The organism is Kitasatospora sp. NBC_01287 (assembly GCF_026340565.1).
Lineage (GTDB): Bacteria > Actinomycetota > Actinomycetes > Streptomycetales > Streptomycetaceae > Kitasatospora.
In genome coordinates this window covers 52,874-73,167 of record NZ_JAPEPB010000001.1, presented here as the reverse complement: position 1 = coordinate 73,167, position 20,294 = coordinate 52,874, and the positions used below count along the sequence as shown (strand labels likewise).

Here is a 20,294-nt window from a genome sequence, read left to right as displayed (position 1 = left end):
GACCCGACGACCATGACGCCTTCGAAGCGAGACCGCGCCGCCGCCCTGCCCGCGGACCTGCGGGAAGCGCTGCGCCGCCGGCTGGCCGGACAGGCCGGCGGCGAGGGGGCCGGCGCGGGGCGGACCGTCCCGCGCGCCGACCGCGGCCGCCCGCTGCCCCTTTCCTTCGTCCAGCAGCGCCTGTGGTTCCTGGACCGGCTGCGGCCCGGCGACCACCGCTACAACAGCGCCCTCGCGGTGCGCTTCACCGGGCCGCTGGAGCGCGAGGCGCTCGCTCGGGCACTGGCCACGGTGGTGGCACGCCACGAGGCGCTGCGGACCACCTTCGAGGAGACCGACGGCCAACTGGCGCAGACCGTGCGCCCGGCCGGGCCGGTGCCGCTGCCGGTCCGCGAGCTGACCCCGCCGACCACCCTCGACGCGGCCCTGCTGGCGGAGTACTCCCGCCCCTTCGACCTGCGCCAGGGGCCACCGCTGCGGGCCCTGCTGGTGCGCGAGTCGGACACCGCGCACGTCCTGCTGCTGACCGCGCACCACATCGTCACCGACGGCTGGTCGATGGGCGTGGTCCTGGACGAGCTGTGCGCCGCCTACGCCGCCCTGGTCCGGGGCGCCGCCCCGGAGCTGGCGCCGGTGGCCACGCAGTACCCGGACTTCGCGGTGTGGCAGCGCGAGCAGCTCTCCGGCGCCCGGCTGGAGAATCACCTCGCCTACTGGAAGGGCCAGTTGGCGGGTGCGGTGGCGCCCGAGCTGCCGCTGGACCGGCCGCGGCGCGGTGAGGAGGCCGGCGCGGGCGCGATCCACACCTTCAGCGTCCCCGCGCCGCTGACGGCCCGGCTGCGCGAGCTGGCGACCGAGCAGCACAGCACGCTCTACACCGCCCTGGTCGCCGCCACCCAGGCGCTGCTGGCCCGCTGGTCCGGCCAGGACGACATCACCGTGGGCTCCCTGACCTCCGGACGCTCCCGCACCGACCTGGAACGGGCCGTCGGCTGCTTCGTCAACACGGTGGTGCTGCGCACCCCGGTGGAGCGGTCCTGGTCCTTCCGCGATCTGCTGAGGGCCGCCACCACCACCGTCAACGACTCCTTCGTGCACGGTGACACGCCCTTCGAGCGCCTCGTGGAGGCGGTGGGCGCCCCGCGCGAGGCGGGGCGCAACCCGCTCTTCGACGTGATGGTCCTGCTGCACCCCGCGCCGCCCGCGGCCGCCGCTCCCCAGGGGCTGGACGTCTCCCTGGTCGACGTGCCCCGGCAGGCGGCCACCTTCGACCTGAGCGTGGAGTTCGTGCCGGACGGGGAGGGACTGACCGGCCTGCTGGAGTACCGCGGCGACCTGTTCGAGGAGTCCACCGCGCGACGGATGGCCGACCAGCTGCTGCGGCTGCTGGAGGGCGCCGCCGCCGGACCGGACCGGCCGCTGGGCACCCTGCCGCTGCTCTCCGCCCAGGAGATCCGCCGGGTGACGCGGGAGTGGAACGGCGCCGTCCTGACCGTCGACGACGCCACGTACCCGGAACTCCTGCAACGCCGGGCCGCCCTGACGCCGGACGCGCTCGCCCTGGTCGCCGGCGAGGAGCGGTTGGACCACGCGACGCTCAACACCCGGGCCAACCGGCTCGCCCACCACCTGATATCCCTCGGCGCCGGCCCCGAGCGGCTGGTCGCGCTGCTGCTGCCGCGCACGGCCGACATGATCGTGGCGATCCTCGCCGTCTGGAAGTCCGGCGCCGGCTACCTGCCGATCGACCCCGCGCTGCCCGCCGAGCGCGTCCGTTACCTGCTGGACGACGCCCGGCCGGCGCTGGTCCTCGACGAGGACGCGCTGCGCGCCGTGCCGGCCGGCGGCCGGGACACCGACCCCGACGACGGCGACCGGCTCGCCCCGCTGCGCCCGGCGAACACCGCGTACGTCATCTACACCTCGGGCTCCACCGGCCGCCCCAAGGGCGTCGTGGTGACGCACCGCGCGGCGGCGCACCTGCTGGCCGCCCACCGGGCCGGCTTCGTCGCCGACGCGGGCGGCGGCCCGCTGAGGGTGGCGCTCACCGCGTCGTTCTCCTTCGACACCTCGTTGGAGGGCGTGCTGCTGATGGCCGACGGCCACCCGCTGCACCTGGTGGACGAGGCGACCCGGATGGACCCGGCGGCCCTGGTCGAGTACGTGGTCCGGCACCGTGTCGACTTCCTCGACGTGACCCCCTCCTACCTCGGGCAGCTGCTGCCCGCCGGGCTGCTCACCGATCCGCGGCACCGCCCGCGGGTGCTGATGCTCGGCGGCGAGGCGGTCGGCGCCGCCCTCTGGCGCGAGCTGGCCGCCCATCCCGAGGTGGCCGCCTACAACTTCTACGGCCCGACCGAGTGCACGGTCGACGCGCTGGCCTGCCGGATCGCGGCCGGTGACCGGCCGCTGGTGGGCCGGCCGCTGCCGAACGTGCGGGCCTACGTGCTGGACGACCGGCGCCGGCCGGTGCCGGTCGGCGTCGGCGGCGAGCTGTACCTGGCGGGCGAGCAGCTCGCCCGCGGCTACGCCGACCGCCCGGGGCTGACCGCCGCGCGCTTCACGGCCGACCCGTTCGGGCCGCCCGGCGCCCGCATGTACCGCACGGGGGACCTGGCCCGCTGGACCGCCGACGGGCGCCTGGACTACCTCGGGCGCGCCGACGACCAGGTCAAGGTGCGCGGCCACCGCATCGAACCGGGCGAGGTCGAGGCGGCGCTGCTGGAGCTGCCCGCGCTCGGCGCGGCCGCGGTCGTCGCCGTCCCCGACGCGCACGGCCACGCCCGGCTGGCGGCCTACGTGGTACCCGCCACCGGTTGCGCCGCGCCGCCCGCCGCCGACCTGCGCGCGGCGCTGCGGCAGGTGCTGCCCGACCACCTGGTGCCGTCCTCCTTCACCGCGCTCGACGCGCTCCCGCTCACCACCAGCGGCAAGCTCGACCGCCGCGCCCTGCCCGCCCCCGACCTCGAAGTGGACCGGCGGCAGCGGGAGTTCGTCGCCCCGCGGACCCCGGAGGAGGAGCTGCTGGCCGGCGTCTGGGCCCAGGTGCTCGGCGTCGCCGAGGTGGGCGTCACGGACAACTTCTTCGAGCTGGGCGGCGACTCGATCCTGAGCATCCAGGCCGTCTCCCGGGCCCGCGCCGCGGGCCTGCGGCTCAGCTCCAGCGACGTCTTCCGCCACCAGACCGTCGCCGACCTCGCCGCCGCGGCCGCCGCGGCCGCCCACCGGCCCACCGCCCCGGCGACCGAGCGGCGACCGAGCGGCGACGGACCCGCGCCGCTGACCCCGGTGCAGGAGTGGTTCTTCGCCACGCACGGCCCGCTGCGCCACTTCAGCATGTCGATGCTGCTGGACCTGCCGCGCGACCTGGACGAACGGGCGCTGGAGCTGGCACTCGAAGCGGTGGTGGCCGCGCACCCGGCGCTGCGCACCCGGTTCACCCGCACCGGCGACACCTGGCACCAGCACCCGGGGGCCGGCCCGGCCACCGGGCTGCTGACCCGTCACGACCCGGGCACCGCTGCCGCCCTGGCGGCCGACGAGGCCCGCGCGGCCCTCGACCCGGCCACCGGCGCGCTGCTGCGCGCGGCCCTGCTGCGGCCCGCCGGCGACGCCCGGCCCCAGCTCTTCGTGACGGCCCACCACCTGGCCGTGGACAGCGTCTCCTGGCGGGTGCTGCTCGCCGACCTCGCCCGCGCCTACCGCCAGGCGGCCGCCGGCGAGCCGGCCCGAGTCGACCCGGAGCACACCCCGTTCACCGACTGGGCGCGCCACTTCGCCGAGCGCGTGCGGGCCGGGGAGCTCGACCAGGACCTGCCGTACTGGACGGGCGAGGCCTCGGCCGCGCCCGCCGCGCTGCCCGTCGACCACCCCGGCACCCCGCTGGCCGGCTCCGTCCGCACCGTCCGGAGCAGGGTGGACCGCGCCACCACCGAGGCACTGCTGCGCCGCGTTCCCGCGGTCTACCGCACCCAGGTCAACGACGTGCTGCTCAGCGCGCTGGGCCGGGTGCTCGCCGATTGGACGGGCGCCGAGCGGGTGGCCGTCGCCCTGGAGGGGCACGGCCGCGAGGACCTCGGCGGGCCGGCCGGCCACGACCTCGACCTCTCCCGCACGGTCGGCTGGTTCACCACCCAGTACCCCGTCACACTCGCCCCGGCAGGACCGGCCGGCGCCCCGGACTGGGCCGCCACCCTGAAGGCGGTCAAGGAACGGCTGCGGGCCGTCCCCCGGCGCGGCCTGAGCTACGAGGCACTGGCCCGACTGGGCTCGCCCGACCCGGCCGCCGGGGCCCTGCGGGAGGTGGCGCTGCCCCAGGTGTCCTTCAACTACCACGGGCAGTGGGCGGCGGCCGAGGGCGGGGACTTCGCCCCGGCCGGCGAGGCGCCGGGCCCGGACCTCGCCCCCGGTGAGCCGCTGGACCACCTGCTCGACGTCTCCGCCGTGGTGGCCGACGGCGAGCTGGAGATCACCTGGCACTACAGCGACCAGGTGCACGAGGCGGCCACCGTCCAGCGCCTGGCGGCGGCGATGACCGCCGCGCTGGCCGCCATCGCCGAGCACTGTGCCCGTCCCGAGGCCGGCGGCCGCACCCCGTCCGACTTCCCGCTCGCCCGGCTGGACCAGGCCGGCGTGGACCGGCTGGTCGGCGACGGGCGGGCGGTGGAGGACCTGCTGCCGCTCACCCCGCTCCAGGAGGGCATGCTCTTCCACCGCCTGGTCGGCGGGCCCGACGACGTCTACGTCGACCAGGCCGCGCTGCTCCTGGACGGCGTCGGCGACCCCGACGCCTTCGCCGCCGCCTGGCAGCGGGTGGCCGACCGCACGCCCGCCCTGCGGACCTCGGTGGTCTGGGAGGGCGTCCCCGTCCCGCTCCAGGTGGTGCACCGCTCCGCCCGGATACCGGTGACCCGGCTGGACCTGCGCGCGGCGGACCCGCGGGAGCGCGCCCAGCGGGTGGCCGCCGCGCGCGAGGAGGACCTCGCGCGGGGCGTGGACATCGCCGCGGCGCCGCTGATGCGGCTCACCCTGGTCCGGCTGCCCGACGCGCGCCTGCACCTGCTGTGGACCTCCCACCACCTGATCCTGGACGGCTGGAGCCTGGCCCAGGTGCTCACCGACGTGTTCGAGGAGTACGCGGCGCTCACCACCGGCGCCCAGCCGCGACCCGCCGCGCGCCGGCCCTTCGGCGAGTACGTGCGCTGGCTGACCGAGCAGGACGGCGAGGCCGCGCGCGCCCACTGGCGGGGCGTCCTGGACGGTTTCGCCACCCCGACCCCGCTGCCGGTCGACCGGGTCCGGCGCGGGGTCCACCAGGCCCGCTCGGCGGGCGTGCACCCGGCCGGGCTGTCACAGGAGGTGTCGCGGCGGCTGGCCCGCACCGCCCGGCGGGCCGGGCTGACCCTGGGCACCGTGGTCCAGGGCGCCTGGGCGCTGCTGCTGTCCCGCTACAGCGCCGAGCGGGACGTGCTGTTCGGGACCACCGTCTCCGGCCGCCCCGACGACCTGCCCGGCGTCGAGTCGATGATCGGGATGTTCATCAACACCCTGCCCACCCGGGTCACGGTGGACGGCGGGCGCACCGCCGCGGCCTGGCTCCGCGACCTCCAGGAGGCGCAGGCCGAGGCCCGGCGCTTCGCCGCGGTCTCGCTGGCCGAGCTGACCGGCATGAGCGAGGTGCCCTCCGGCAGCCCGCTCTTCGACAGCATGGTCGCCTTCGAGAACTACCCCTTCGACGAGGCCCGCGCGGCGGGCTCCGGCGTGCGGCTGGCCGACGTCACCTCCCGCGACGCCACCAACTACCCGCTGGTGCTGCGGGCCCACCAGGGGGAGCGGTTCGGCTTCGACCTCGCCTACGACCCCGAGCTGTTCGACGCCGAGACCGCTCGCACCCTGGCCGACCGGCTCTGCCTGCTGCTCACCGAGCTGGCCGACGACCTGGACCGCCCGCTGCGCGCCCTGGCCTGGACCACCGCCGAAGAACGGCGGCGGATGCTGGTCGACTGGAACGGCGCCGCGCAGGGCCGGCCCGACCGGACCCTGGTGGACCTCTTCGAGGCGCAGGCCGCCCGCACCCCGCACGCCGAGGCCGTCAGCTTCGGTGAGGACCGGCTCGACTACGCCACGCTGGACGCGCGGGCCAACCGGCTCGCCCACCGGCTGGCCGAACTCCAGGCCTCGCCCGAGCGGTTCGTGGCCCTCGCGCTGCCCCGCTCCCTCGACCTGGTCGTGGCGGTCCTCGCCGTCCTCAAGACCGGCGCGGCCTACCTGCCGCTCGACCCGGCGCTGCCGCCCGAGCGCGTGGCCCAACTGCTGCGGGACGTCGAGCCGGTGGCGCTGGTGACCCTCACCGAGGACGCCGCCGCGCCGACGCACACCGGCGTGCCCGTGCTCCCACTGGGCGACGCCGAGGTGCGCGCCGACCTCGCCCGGCGCCCGGCCACCGGGCTCGCCCCGGCCCACCGCCCCCTGCCCGGGAGCCCCGCCTACGCCATCTTCACGTCGGGATCCACCGGCCGCCCCAAGGGAGTCGTGGTCCCTCACGCCAACGTGGTGAGGCTCTTCGACCGTACCGAGCAGTGGTTCGGCTTCGGCGCCGAGGACGTCTGGACGCTCTTCCACTCCTACACCTTCGACTTCTCGGTGTGGGAGCTGTGGGGCCCGCTGCTGCACGGCGGCCGGCTCGTCGTGGTGCCCGAGGACACCGCCCGCTCCCCGGAGGACTTCCTGCGCCTGCTGGCGGACGAGCAGGTCACCGTCCTCAACCAGACCCCCTCCGCCTTCTACCCGCTGGTCCGCGCCGACGCCGAACACCCGGAGCTGGGAAGCAGGTTGGCGCTGCGCACGGTGGTCTTCGGCGGCGAGGCGCTGGACGCGGCGCGGCTGGCCGACTGGTACGACCGCCATCCGGACACCGCGCCGCACCTGGTCAACATGTACGGCATCACCGAGACGACCGTGCACGTCACCTACGCCCCGCTGGACCGCGCCACGGCCCGCGCCGGCGGGCCGGCGCCGATCGGCACCGGCATCCCCGACCTGCGGGTCTACGTGCTGGACGCCGACCTGGCGCCGGTACCCCCCGGTGCGGTGGGCGAGTTGTTCGTCGCGGGGGAGGGCCTGGCCCGCGGCTACCTGAACCGGCCGGGCCTGACCGCCACCCGCTTCGTCGCCGACCCGTTCGGGCGTCCCGGTGCCCGGATGTACCGCACCGGTGACCGGGCCCGCCGGCGGGCCGACGCCACCCTGGAGTACCTGGGCCGCGTCGACCAGCAGGTGAAGATCCGCGGCTACCGGATCGAGCCCGGCGAGATCGAGGCCGCCCTGCACGCCCACCCGGGTGTGGGCGCCGCCACCGTGGGCGTGTACGAGGACACCGCCGGCACCCGCCGCCTGGTGGCCCATGTCGTCGCCGGCACCGGCGGCGGTGACCGCGCCACGGCCCCGCCGTCAGCCGCCGAGCTGCGCGCGCACCTGGAGCGGCTGCTGCCGCCCTACATGGTGCCCGCCGCCTACGTCCCGATGGCGGCCCTGCCGCTCACCGCCAACGGCAAGCTCGACCGGCGGGCGCTGCCGGCGCCGGGCCCCGACGGCTTCGCCGCCGGCCGTGACCGCACGGCGCCCCGCACCCACGCCGAACGGCTGGTCGCCGCGGCCTGGGCGGACGTGCTGGACACCGACGAGGTCGGCGTCGACGACGACTTCTTCGCCCTCGGCGGCGACTCCATCCTCGCCATCCGGGTCACCTCCCGGCTGCGCGCGGCGTTCGGCACGGACGTCTCGCCCCGACTGCTGTTCAGCCACGCCACACTCGCCGACCTGGCCGCCGTCCTCGGCGAGCCGGCCGGTGCGGGCGGCGCACCGGCCGACGCGATCCCCGCCGCGGCCCCGGACACCGAGCTGCCGCTCTCCTACGCCCAGCAGCGGCTGTGGTTCCTCGACCGCTTCGAGCCGGGTGGCACCGAGTACAGCACCATGTCCGTGCTGCGCCTGCGCGGAGCGCTCGACGAGGGCGCCCTGCGCACCGCCCTGGACGCCCTGGTGGCCCGGCACGAGGCGCTGCGGACCACGTTCGCCGAGCAGGACGGACGCGCCCGGCAGGTCGTGCGCCCGCCGCGGCCGGTCGAGCTGCCGGTGGACGATCTCATCGGGGAGCCGGCGGCGGTCCTCGACGCGCTGCTGGAACGCGTCGCCGCCGCCCCGTTCGACCTGGCCGCCGGGCCGCTGCTGCGGGCCCGGCTGGTGCGCTCGGCCCAGGACGAGCACGTGCTCGTGCTGGCCGTGCACCACATCGCCACCGACGGCTGGTCGGTGGCCGTCCTCGGCCGGGACCTGGGCGAGCTGTACGCGGCCGCCCATGAGCGGCGCCGCCCCGAGCTGCCCGAGCTGCCCGTGCGGTACGGCGACTACGCCGTCTGGCAGCGCGCCCGCACCGACCGCGCCGAGGCGGACCTCGCCCACTGGCGCCAGGCGCTGGACGGCATGGAGCCGCTGGACCTGCCCACCGACCGGCCGCGCCCCGCCGTGCGCACCCGCGACGGGGCCCTGGTGACCTTCACCCTGCCCGCCGCGCTGACCGGACGGCTGCGCGAGCGGGGCCGGGAGGCCGACGCCACCCTCTACATGACCCTGCTGACGGCGTGCCAGTTGCTGCTCGCCCGCTGGGCCGGCCAGCAGGACGTCGCCGTGGGCACCGTCACCTCGGGCCGCGAGCGGCCCGAACTCCACGACGTGGTGGGCATGTTCGTCAACACCCTGGTGCTGCGCGCCGAGGTGCGCCCGGAGCTGTCGTTCCACCAGCTGCTGGCGCGCTCGCGCGACACCGTCCTGGCGGCCTTCGCCCACCAGGAGGTACCGTTCGAGCGGCTGGTCGACGCCCTCCAGCCGGAGCGCGACACCAGCCGCACGCCGCTGTTCCAGGTGATGGTGGCCCTGCACAACCTGGGCACCGAGGCGCCCCGGATGCCCGGCCTTCAGGTGGCACCGGTGGCGCCGCCGATCCGTAGCGCCACCTTCGACCTCGCCTTCGACTTCGTCGAGCGCGACGGCGGCCTGACCGGCTACCTGGAGTACAGCACCGGCCTGTTCGACGAGGCCACCGCCGAGCGCCTGGCCGGCCGGCTGCGGATCCTGCTGGAGGCCGTCGCCGAGGACCCGGGCAGCGCCGTCGCCGCCCTGCCGCTGATGACCGCCGCCGAGCGCCGGCAGGTGCTGCGGATGGGGCAGGGCGAGCCGCTGCCCGTGGCGGACACCACCTTCCCCGCGCTGTTCGAGGCGCAGGCCGCCCGCACCCCGCACGCCACCGCCCTGGTCGCCACCGACGCCACCCTCGACTTCGCCGCCCTCAACGAGCGGGCCAACCGGCTCGCCCACCACCTCGTCTCCCAGGGAGCCGGCCCGGAGCAGGTGGTCGCGCTGCGGCTGCCGCGCACCTCGGAGATGCTGGTCGCGCTGCTCGCGGTGCTCAAGTCGGGTGCCGCGCTGCTCTGCCTGGATCCCGAACTCCCCGAGGAGCGGGCCGCCTTCCTGCTCGCCGACGCCCGTCCGCGGACGCTGCTGACGGAGCGGGAGCTGCGCGAGGTGCCGTGGGACCGGCTGCCCGCCCACGACCCCACCGACGCCGACCGCGTCCGCCCGCTGCTGCCGCAGCACACCGCGTACGTCATCTACACCTCCGGCTCCACCGGCCGCCCCAAGGGCGTCGCGGTGGAGCACCGCCAGCTGGTCAACCTCTGCCAGGACCACCGCGCGGGTATTCTCACGCCGCACCTCACGGACGGGCGCCGGCTGCGGATGGCGCTCAGCGCCTCGTTCTCCTTCGACACCAGCTGGGAGGGCCCGCTGCTGCTGGCGTTCGGCCAGGAGCTGCACCTCATCGACGAGGACGTCCGGCTCGACCCGGAGGCGTTCTGCGCCCGGATCGCCGAACGGCGCCTGGACGTGGTCAACGTCACCCCCTCCTACCTGCGCGAACTCACCGCCGCCGGGCTGTTCGCAGCCGGCCGTCACCACCCGGGCCTGCTGCTGGTCGGCGGCGAGGCGATCTCGCCGGCCGCCTGGCAGGAGCTGTGCGCGGCGCAGCGCGATCTCGGCGTCACGACCTACAACGTCTACGGGCCCACCGAGTGCACCGTCGACGCCCTCTACGGCCGCTGCGCGGACAGCCCCGAGCGCCCGGTCGTCGGCCGTCCGGGCCGCAACCTGCGGGCCTACGTGCTCGACGACGCCCTACGGCCGGTGCCGCCCGGCACGGCGGGGGAGCTGTTCCTGGCCGGAGCGCAGGTGGCCCGCGGCTACCTGAACCGGCCGGGCCTGACCGCCACCCGCTTCCTGCCCGACCCGTTCGGGCCTCCCGGTACCCGGATGTACCGCACCGGCGACCGGGCCCGCTGGGACGCGGACGGACTGCTGGAGTTCCTGGGCCGGGTCGACGAGCAGGTCAAGATCCGGGGGTTCCGGGTCGAGCCCGGCGAGGTGGAGGCCGCCCTGCTGGAGCACCCGGACGTCGCCGAGGCGGTGGTCACCGCCCGCGAGCACGCCGGCCGCCTGATGCTGGTCGGCCACCTGGTGCCCGCCGGGGACAGGGTCCCACCCGCCGAGGAGCTGCGGGTCCGGCTGCGGCGGACGCTGCCCGACCACATGGTGCCCGCCGCGTTCGTTGCGCTGGAGCGGATCCCGCGCACCTCCAGCGGCAAGACCGACCGCCGCGCGCTGCCCGCCCCGCCCGCCCAGCCCGACAGCGGCACCGCGTTCGTGGCGCCGCGGCCCGGGGCCGAGCAGCGACTGGCAGCGATCTGGGCCGAGGTGCTGGGAGTGGCCACGGTGGGCGCGCACGACAACTTCTTCGCGCTCGGCGGCGACTCCATCCTCAGCATCCAGATCGTCTCCCGGGCCCGGGCCGCCGGGCTCGCGCTCACCACCAAGGACGTCTTCCGGCACCAGAGCGTCGCCGAACTCGCCCTGGTCGTCGGCGAGGTGGCCGCGCGCCCGGTGCCCGGCGACGACACCGCACCCGGCGAAGCACCGCTCACCCCGATCCAGCACTGGTACCTCGACGGCCGCGGCCCGCGCGACCCGCTGCGCTTCACCATGACCCAGCGGCTGGAACTGGCCCCCGGCACGGACCAGTCGGCCCTGGGACAGGCCGCCGCGGCCCTGGTGCGCTGCCACGCGGCCCTGCGCACCCGGCTGCGCCACACCGGCACCGGCTGGCGCCAGGAGGTGCTCGCCGAGGCGCCGCAGGGCGTCCTCACCCGGCACCAGGTGGCCGACCTCGACCCCGCGGCCGTGGAGGCGGCGGTGCAGGACGCCACGCTCCGCGCCCAGGCCGAACTGGACCCGACCGAGGGCCGGATGGTCCGCGTGCTCCTCTTCGACCGCGGCGCCCGGCAGCCGGGCCAACTCGTCGTCACCGTCCACCACCTGGCCGTGGACGGCGTCTCCTGGCGCATCCTGCTGGCCGACATCGAGGCGGCGTACCGAACGGCGCTGACCGGCAAGCTGGTCGAGCTTCCCCCGGCGGGCACCTCCTACGGCCGCTGGGCCACCCGGCTGGAGCAGCACACCCGCTCCGGCGCGCTGGACGCCGACCGCGAGTACTGGGCGCGGACCGCCACGGCCCGGGCCGACCTGCCCGCCGGCCGGCCCGGGCCCAACACCCACGGCACCGCCGCCACCGTCACCGTGACGCTGGACGCGCAGACGACCGACGCCCTGCTGCGCCAGGTCCCCGAGGCCTACCGCACCCAGGTCAACGACGTGCTGCTCAGCGCGCTGGGCCGCACCCTGTCCCGCTGGTGCGGTCGCGAGAGCGTACTGGTCGGCGTGGAGGGGCACGGCCGGGAGGACCTCTTCGAGGACCTGGACCTGTCCCGGACGGTGGGCTGGTTCACCGCCGAGTTCCCGCTCGCCCTGAGCGTGGCCCCCGACGCCGGGTGGCACGAGACCCTGCGCTCGGTCAAGGAGCAGCTGCGCGCGGTGCCGCTGCGCGGGCTGAGCCACGGCGCGCTGCGCCACCTGCTGCCGGGGAGCCGGTCGGCGGACGCGCCGGCCCCGCAGGTCGGCTTCAACTACCACGGCCGGTGGGATGCCGAGAGCACCGGCGCGGACGGGCTGTACCGCGACTCGCTGCCCCCGGTCGGCCGTGACACCGACCCGGACGAAGCCCGCCCCTACCTGCTGGACATCACGGGGGTGGTCCAGCACGGACGCCTCGAACTGGGCTGGACCTACCCGCCGGACGTCTACGACGAGGCCGACGTGCGCCGGCTGGCCGAGGAGATGGCTGCCGCGCTGCGCGAGATCGTGGCGCACTGCGCCCGCCCCGGGGCCGGAGGCCGCACCCCGTCCGACTTCCCGCTCGCCGGCCTGACCCAGGACCAGCTGGACCGGCTCGTCGGTGACGGGCGGCAGGTCGCGGACGTGCTGCCGCTGACACCGCTGCAGTCCGGGATGCTCTTCCACGGTCTGGTCGACACCGAAGGCGCCTACTTCGACCGGATCGCGGTGCGGCTGGCCGGGGTGGCCGACCCGCGCGCCTTCGCCGAGGCCTGGCAGCTGCTGGCCGATCGCACGCCGGCGCTGCGCACCGGCGTGCACTGGCGGGGCCTGCCGCATCCCGTCCAACTGGTGCTCCACCACGCCGAGTTGCCAGTCACCCTGCTGGACTGGCGGCAGCTGCCGGCCCAGCGGCGGGCGGCGGAGACCGAGCGGTTGCTCGCCGCGGACCGCGCCGCGGGCATGGACCTCACCACCGCGCCGCTCACCCGCCTCACGCTGGCCGCGCTGCCGGGCGAGGAGGTGCTGCTGCTCTGGTCCACCCACCACCTGATCCTGGACGGCTGGAGCAGCGGGCAACTGCTGAGCGAGGTCTGCGAGCAGTACGCCGCGCTGACCGGCGGCGACCCGCGGCGGCTGTGGCCGCCACGGCGTCCGTTCGCGGACTTCCTGCACTGGCTGGCCGAGCAGGACGGGCAGGCGGCCGAGGAGCACTGGGCCGAGGCGCTTGCCGGCTTCAGCGCGCGCAATGTGCTGCCGTTCGACCGCGTGCCCGGCCAGGCGCACCGCGCCCGCTCCGCCGCGACCGTCCACCACGAGCTGGACCAGGCCATCTCCCGGCGGCTGCGGGAGCGGGCCGCCCGCGCCGGACTGACCGTCAACACCGTGATCGAGGGGGCCTGGGCGCTGCTGCTGGCGCGCTACAGCGGCAGCGACGACGTGGTCTTCGGCACCACCGTCTCCGGCCGGCCGGCGGAGCTGCCCGGCGTCGAGTCGATGATCGGCATGTTCATCAACACCGTGCCCACCCGGGTCCGGATACCCGCCACCGGCGGCGTGCTGCCCTGGCTGCGGGAGCTCCAGGAGCGGCAGAGCGACGGGCGCCCGTTCGACCACCTGGCGCTGACCCGCATCCAGGCGCTGAGCGAGGTGCCGGCCGGCGAGGCGCTGTTCGACAGCATGGTGGTGTTCGAGAACTACCCCGTCGACGAGTCCCTCGCGGCCAGGACCGGCGTGCGGGTGGCGGAGGTACGCGCCGACGACGCCACCACCTTCCCCTGGTGCCTGCGCGCCTACCTGGCCGAGCGGCTCGGCTTCGACCTGGCCTACGACCCCGCGCTCTTCGACCGCCCCACCGTGGAGCGCGCGGCCCAGCGCCTGGCCGTCCTGCTCACCGGCCTCGCCGACGGCGTGGACGGCGTCGACGGCGAGGTGGGCGATCTGGAGCTGCTGACCCCGGCCGACCGGGAACTGCTGGCGGCGTGGCACACCCCTGCCCGCCGAGTGGCGCCGCGCAGCCCGGTGGCGCTCTTCGCCGAGCAGGCCCGCCGCACACCCGAGGCGGTCGCGCTGCGGCACGGTGAGAACGAGCTGACCTACCGCCGGCTGGCGCGGTGGTCGGACCGCCTGGCCGCCCGGCTGCTGGCCCAGGGCCTGGCGATCGAGGACCGGGTGGCGCTGGCGATGGACCGCTCGGTGGAACTCGTCGTCGCCCAGCTGGCCGTCCTCAAGGCGGGCGGCGCCTACGTGCCGGTGGACGCCCGGGCGCCCGAGGAGCGCCGCCGCGCGCTGCTCGCCCGGGCCGGCGCCACCTTCGAGCTCACCGTCGCCCAGGTCGCCGCCGCCCGCACCGAGGCGGCCGAGCGGCCCGCCGTGCCCGCGCCGGCCGTGCCCGCGCCGTCGGCCGACCCCGACCGGCTGGCGTACGTGATGTTCACCTCCGGCTCCACCGGCGAGCCCAAGGCGGTGGCGGTCCGCCACCGGGACGTGGCCTCGCTGGCCACCGACAGCCGCTTCGCCGACGGAGGGTGCGAGCAGGTGCTGCTGCACTCCCCGGTCGCCTTCGACGCCGCCACCTTCGAGGTGTGGGCACCGCTGCTCAACGGCGGCCAGGTGGTCGTCGCCCCCGACGGACCGGTGGACGCGGCGCTGCTGCGGCGGCTGGCGGCCGAGGGGCTGACGGCGCTGTGGCTCACCGCCGGGCTCTTCCGGTTGCTGGCCCAGGACGCGCCGGACTGCTTCGCGGGCCTGCGCCGGCTGTGGACCGGTGGCGACGTGGTGCCCGCCGCCGCCGTGCGCCGGGTCCTCGCCGCCTGCCCCGGCCTGAGCGTGGTGGACGGCTACGGACCCACCGAGACCACCACCTTCGCGACCTCCTTCGCCCTCGCGGACCCGGCGGCGGTGCCCGACACCGTGCCCGTCGGCCACCCTCTGGACGACAAGCGCGTGTACGTCCTGGACCGCCGGTTGCGGCCCGTGCCGCCCGGCTGCGTGGGCGAGCTGTTCGTGGCCGGTGAGGGCGTGGCGCGCGGCTACCTGGGCCGGCCGGGCGAGACCGCGGCGCGCTTCCTCGCCGACCCGTTCGGCGCGCCGGGGACGGGGGCGCCCCCGGCCGAGGGCGGGGGGAGGATGTACCGCACCGGCGACCTGGCCAGGCGGCGGCCGGACGGCGCCGTGGAGTTCCTGGGCCGCACGGACGACCAGCTGAAGATCCGCGGCTTCCGGGTCGAGCCCGGCGAGGTGGCGGCCGCGCTGGCCGCGCACCCGGGGGTCACCGACGTCGCCGTCCTCGCCCGCGAGGACCGGCCCGGCGCCAGGCGGTTGGTGGCGTACGTGGTCGGCCCGGCCGGCACGGACCTGGCGGACCTGGGGGCCTTCGCCGCCCGCTGCCTGCCCGACTACCTCGTCCCCAGCGCCTTCGTCCCGCTCGCCGCCCTCCCGCTGAGCCGCAACGGCAAGGTCGACCGCGCCGCGCTGCCGGCGCCGGACGCCGACCGCGGCGCCGGGCCGCGCGAGCGCCTCGCGCCGCGCACCGAGGCCGAACGCCGCACGGCGGAGGTCTTCGGGGAGGTGCTGGGCACGGCGCCGCCCGGTGTGGCGGACGGCTTCTTCGAGTTGGGCGGGGACTCCATCCTCAGCATCCGGCTCGCCGCCCGGCTGGCCGAGGCGTTCGGCACCGACCTGACGCCCCGCGCGGTGTTCACCCACCCCACGCCGGCCGCTCTGGCCCGGCTGCTCACCGAGGAGCAGCACCGCTCCGCCGGGCTCCCGGCCATCGTCGCGGTCGCCCGCGAGACGGCGCCGCCGATGTCCTACGCCCAGCAACGCCTCTGGTTCCTGGACGAGTTCGCGCCCGGCGGCGCCGAGTACGTCACCGCGCTCGCGCTGCGCCTGCGTGGCGCGCTGGACCTCGGCGCCCTCGGCGCGGCCCTGAACGCCCTGGTGGCCCGCCACGAGTCGCTGCGCACCACCTTCGAGAGCGTCGACGGGCGTGGCGTCCAACTCGTCCACCGGCCCTCGCCGGTGCCGCTGCCGCTGCACGACCTGTCCGGCCTGCCCGGCCTGCACGACCTGCACGACCTGTCCGGCCTGTCCGACCTTCCCGAGCGGGAGCAGCGCTCGGCACTGCGCCGGCTGCTCGCCGAGGAACGCGGCCGGCCCTTCGACCTGCGCCGGGGACCGCTGCTGCGCGTCGCCCTGGTCCGGCTGGCCGACGGCGACCACGTGCTGGCCCTCACCCTGCACCACATCATCACCGACGGCTGGTCGACCTCCGTCCTGCTCACCGACCTGGCCCACCTCTACCGGGCCGAACTGGGCTCCGCCGAAGCCCCGTTGCCGGCACTGCCGGTGCAGTACGCCGACTACGCGCACTGGCAGCGCTCGGCCGGCGCGGCCGGCACCGAGGACCAGCTCGCCTACTGGAAGCAGCAGTTGGCGGGCACCGAGCCGCTCCAGCTGCCCACCGACCGGCCCCGGCCCGCGGTGCGCACCAGCAACGGAGCCACCGCCCGCCTGGAGGTGCCCGCCCCCACCGTCCGCCGCCTGGCCCGGGTCGGCCGGGAGCAGGGCGCCACCCTGTTCGCCACGCTGGTCGCCGCCGCCCAGGCCTATCTCGCCCGGCTCAGCGGGGACGCGGACATCGCCGTCGGCACCGTCACCTCCGGCCGCGACCGGGCCGAGACGCAGAACCTCGTCGGGTTCTTCGTCAACACCCTGGTGCTGCGCTCCCGGGTCGAGGCGGGGCAGCCCTTCACCGAGTTCCTCGGCGGCGTCCGGCGTACGGTGCTGGACGCCTTCGAGCACCAGGAGGTGCCGTTCGAGCGGGTGGTGGACGAGGTGCAACCGGTCCGCGACACCAGCCGCAGTCCGCTCTTCCAGGTCATGGTCGTCCTGCAGAACACCCCGGCCACCGACCTGGAGCTGCCCGGTCTCGCCGTCACCGACATCGAGACCGAGCTGGACCAGGCGGCGTTCGACCTCACCCTGGAGTTCGCCGAGACGGCCTCCGGCGCGCTGCTCTGCCTGATCAGCTACAACACCGACCTGTTCGAGGCGGCCACCGCCGAGCGGATGGCCGACCAGCTCGGCACCTTGCTGGCCGCCGTCGCCGAGGACCCGAAGCGCCCGCTCGGCGCGCTGCCGCTGGCCTGCGACGACGAGCTGAAGACCCTGCTCGACCAGGCCCGGGGGACGTTCCACGCGGTGCCCGAGGCGACCCTGCCCGAGCTGTTCGAACGGCAGGTGGCCCGCACACCCGGTGCGGTGGCCGTCCTGGACGGCGATCGCGAAATGACCTACGCGGAGCTGGACCGGGCGGCCAACCGGCTGTCCCACCGGCTCATCCAGCAGGGCGTGGGGCCGGAGCGGGTGGTGGCCCTGGTGCTGCCCCGCGCGCTGGAGACGGTGGTGGCACAACTCGCCGTGAGCAAGGCCGGCGGCGCCTTCCTCCCGGTCGACCCCGGCTACCCGGCGCAGCGGCGGGAGTTCATGGTGCGCGACGCGGACGTCTTCCTGGTGCTCGACGACCCGGCGCAGGTGTGGACGGCGGACGGACCGCCGACGGCGCCCACGGATGCCGAGCGGAGCACCGCGCTGAGGACCGCCCACCCCGCCTACGTCATCTACACCTCGGGATCGACCGGCACGCCCAAGGGCGTGGTGGTGACCCACCGCGGACTGGCCGGCTTCGCCGCGGCCGCCGCCGAGCAGTACGCGGCCGGCGCCGGTGACCGGGTGCTCCAGTTCGCCTCGCCCAGCTTCGACGCCTCGGTGCTGGAGTTGTGCGTCTCGCTGCTCAGCGGGGCCGTGCTGGTCACCGGTGAGGAGGGTCCGCTGGTGGGCGAGCGGCTGGCCGAGGTGCTCGCGGGCCGGCGGATCAGCCACACGCTGATCCCGCCGGCGGCCCTGGCCACCGTGGAGCCGGCGGCGGCCGGTGCGCTGCCCGCGTTGCGCACCCTGATCGTCGGCGCCGAGGCGTGCCCGGCCGACCTGGTCGACGCCTGGGCCCCCGGTCGCCGGATGGTCAACTCCTACGGTCCCACCGAGGCCACGGTGGTCGCCAGTTGGACCGGCCCGCTGGCGGCGGGCGCGGGTACGCCGCCGATCGGCCGCCCCGCCGGTCCCGCCGCCGTCCACGTCCTGGACGCCGCCCTGCGGCCGGTCCCGCCCGGGGTGACCGGGGAGCTGTACGTGGCCGGCCCCGGTCTGGCCCGCGGCTACCTCGGCCGCCCGGGCCTGACCGCCGCCCGCTTCGTGGCCGACCCGTTCGGCGCGCCGGGGGAGCGGATGTACCGCACCGGCGACCTCGCGCGCCGGCACGCCGACGGCGAACTGCGCTTCGTCGGCCGGGTGGACGACCAGGTCAAGCTGCGCGGCTTCCGGATCGAGCCGGGCGAGGTGGAGAGCGCGCTGCGGCGCAGCCCCCTGGTGCGGGACGCGGTCGTCACCGTGCGTACCGAAGCACCCGGCGACGGCGACGGCGGCGGCGCGGGCACCGGGCCTGCCCGGTTGGTGGCCTACGTCGTCCTCGCCGAGGGGCCGGTGGAGGAGCGGGCCGGGTCCCCGGTCGACCCGGTGCCCGTCGCGGAGCTGCGCGCGCAGCTGGCCGAGCTGCTGCCCCCGCACATGGTCCCCTCCCTCTTCGTGCCGCTGGACCGGCTGCCACTCACTGCGAGCGGCAAGACCGACCGCCGGGCGCTGCCCGATCCCGGGCCCGCCCGGGCCGCCGCCGGGCCGCGGGTCGCGCCGCGCACCGACACCGAACGCCGGATCGCCCGGATCTGGTCCGACGTGCTGGGCATCGAGGAGATCGGCGTCGACGACAACTTCTTCGTCCTGGGCGGCGACTCCATCCTGAGCATGCAGGTGGTGTCGCGGCTGCGCCGGGAGGGCCTGCACCTGGCGACCCGGGACCTGTTCAGCCATCAGAGCGTCGCGGAGCTGGCCACCGTGGTGCGCGACGCCCCGCAGCGCGGCGGCCAGGGCCCGGTGACCGGCGAGGTGCCGCTGACGCCCATCCAGGAGTGGTTCCTCACCACCCCGCGCGCCGCCCATCACCACTTCAACCAGTCGACGCTGCTGGAACTGGGCGCCGACCCCGACCCGCGGGCGCTGCGCGCGGCGCTGGACGCGTTGCTCGAGCACCACGACGCGCTGCGCATGCGGTTCACCCGGGACGAGGAGGGCTGGCACCAGTTCAACCCGCCGCCGGCTCCCACCGACGGCCTCCTGGACCACCACGACCTGACCGGGCAGTCGTCCGAGCAGGCCGACGCGGCCATCGCGCGGGTCGCCGACGAACTGCACGCCGGATTCGACCTGGCCCGCGGTCCACTGCTGCGGGCGGCCCTGTTCGGCGGTGACCCCGGTCGGCCGGTGTTCCTGCTCCTGGTCGCCCACCACCTGGTCGTCGACGCCGTCTCCTGGCGCGTCCTGCGCGATGACCTGGAGAGCGCCTACCGGCAGGCCGCGCGGGGCGAGCCGGTCACGCTCGGGGAGCGCGGTACGTCCTTCCGGCAATGGGCGCTGGGGCTCGCCGCCCACGTCGCAGCAGGCGGCCTGGACGACGAACTGCCCTACTGGGAGCAGGCGGTGTCCGCCGGCTCCGTCCAGCCGGAGCGCCTGGCGGGAGCGGGAGCGGGGGCGGGTGAGCAGGCGACGGTGAGCGTGGAACTGGACGAGGCGGACACCACAGCCCTGCTGCGGGCGGCGCCGACGGCGTACCGCACCCGTGTCAACGACGTGCTGCTGGCCGCCCTCGCGCTGGCGCTGGCTCGCTGGACCGGGCGCGAGCAGGTCCGCCTGGACCTGGAGGGGCACGGCCGCGAGGACGTGCTGGAGGGCGTCGACCTCTCCCGTACGGTCGGCTGGTTCACCACCGTCCACCCGGTCGCCTTCCAGGTGCCCGCGCCCGAGGAGTTCGGCCCGGAGCGCGACTGGCGGTCCTTGGTCAAGTCGGTGCGCCGCCAGCTGCGCGCGGTGCCGGGCAACGGGCTCGGCTTCGGCGCCCTGCGCACCTTCGGCCCGCCCGAGGTCCGCGAGCGGCTCGCCGCCGGTGCGCAGGGCGAGGTGGTCTTCAACTACCTCGGCCAGTGGGACTCCCGCCCGGAGACCCCCGACCATGACCATGACCCTGACCACGGCCACGGCCACGACCGCGCTCTTGTGCGGGCCGAGCGCGGCTCGTTCGGGCAGGACCACGACCCCCGGGACGGCGGCTCGCACCTGGTGGAGGTGGTCGGTGCGGTGCAGGACGGCCGCCTCGCCTTCACCTGGCACCACCGCCCCGCCGTCCACGACACGGCGAGTGTGCGCCGGGTGGCCGAGGAGTTCGGCGAGGCCCTGCGCCACATCGCCCGGCATGCCCGAGGAGGCCGATGACGGCGCCGTACCCTGCGCCGGGCCGCGGTCCCCCGTGCGCCCGAGCGTTCGAACGACCACCGGCGCCGACGACCACCAGCGCCGACGACCACCAGCGCCGACGACCACCAGCGCCGACGACCACCAGTGCCGACGAC

General features: G+C 76.3%; 1 protein-coding gene. It reads left to right on the top strand.

The window, feature by feature from the left end; genetic code table 11:
- Nucleotides 1-12 precede the first annotated feature (12 nt).
- Entirely contained in the window at nucleotides 13-20,157 is a 20,145-nt protein-coding gene (locus tag OG455_RS00265; protein WP_266288862.1) for a non-ribosomal peptide synthase/polyketide synthase, read from the top strand.
- Nucleotides 20,158-20,294: the final 137 nt, after the last annotated feature.

Excerpts from the sequence above, each read along its gene's own strand:
- OG455_RS00265 (WP_266288862.1), top strand. The coding sequence starts at position 13 with ATGACGCCTTCGAAGCGAGACCGCGCCGCCGCCCTGCCCGCGGACCTG.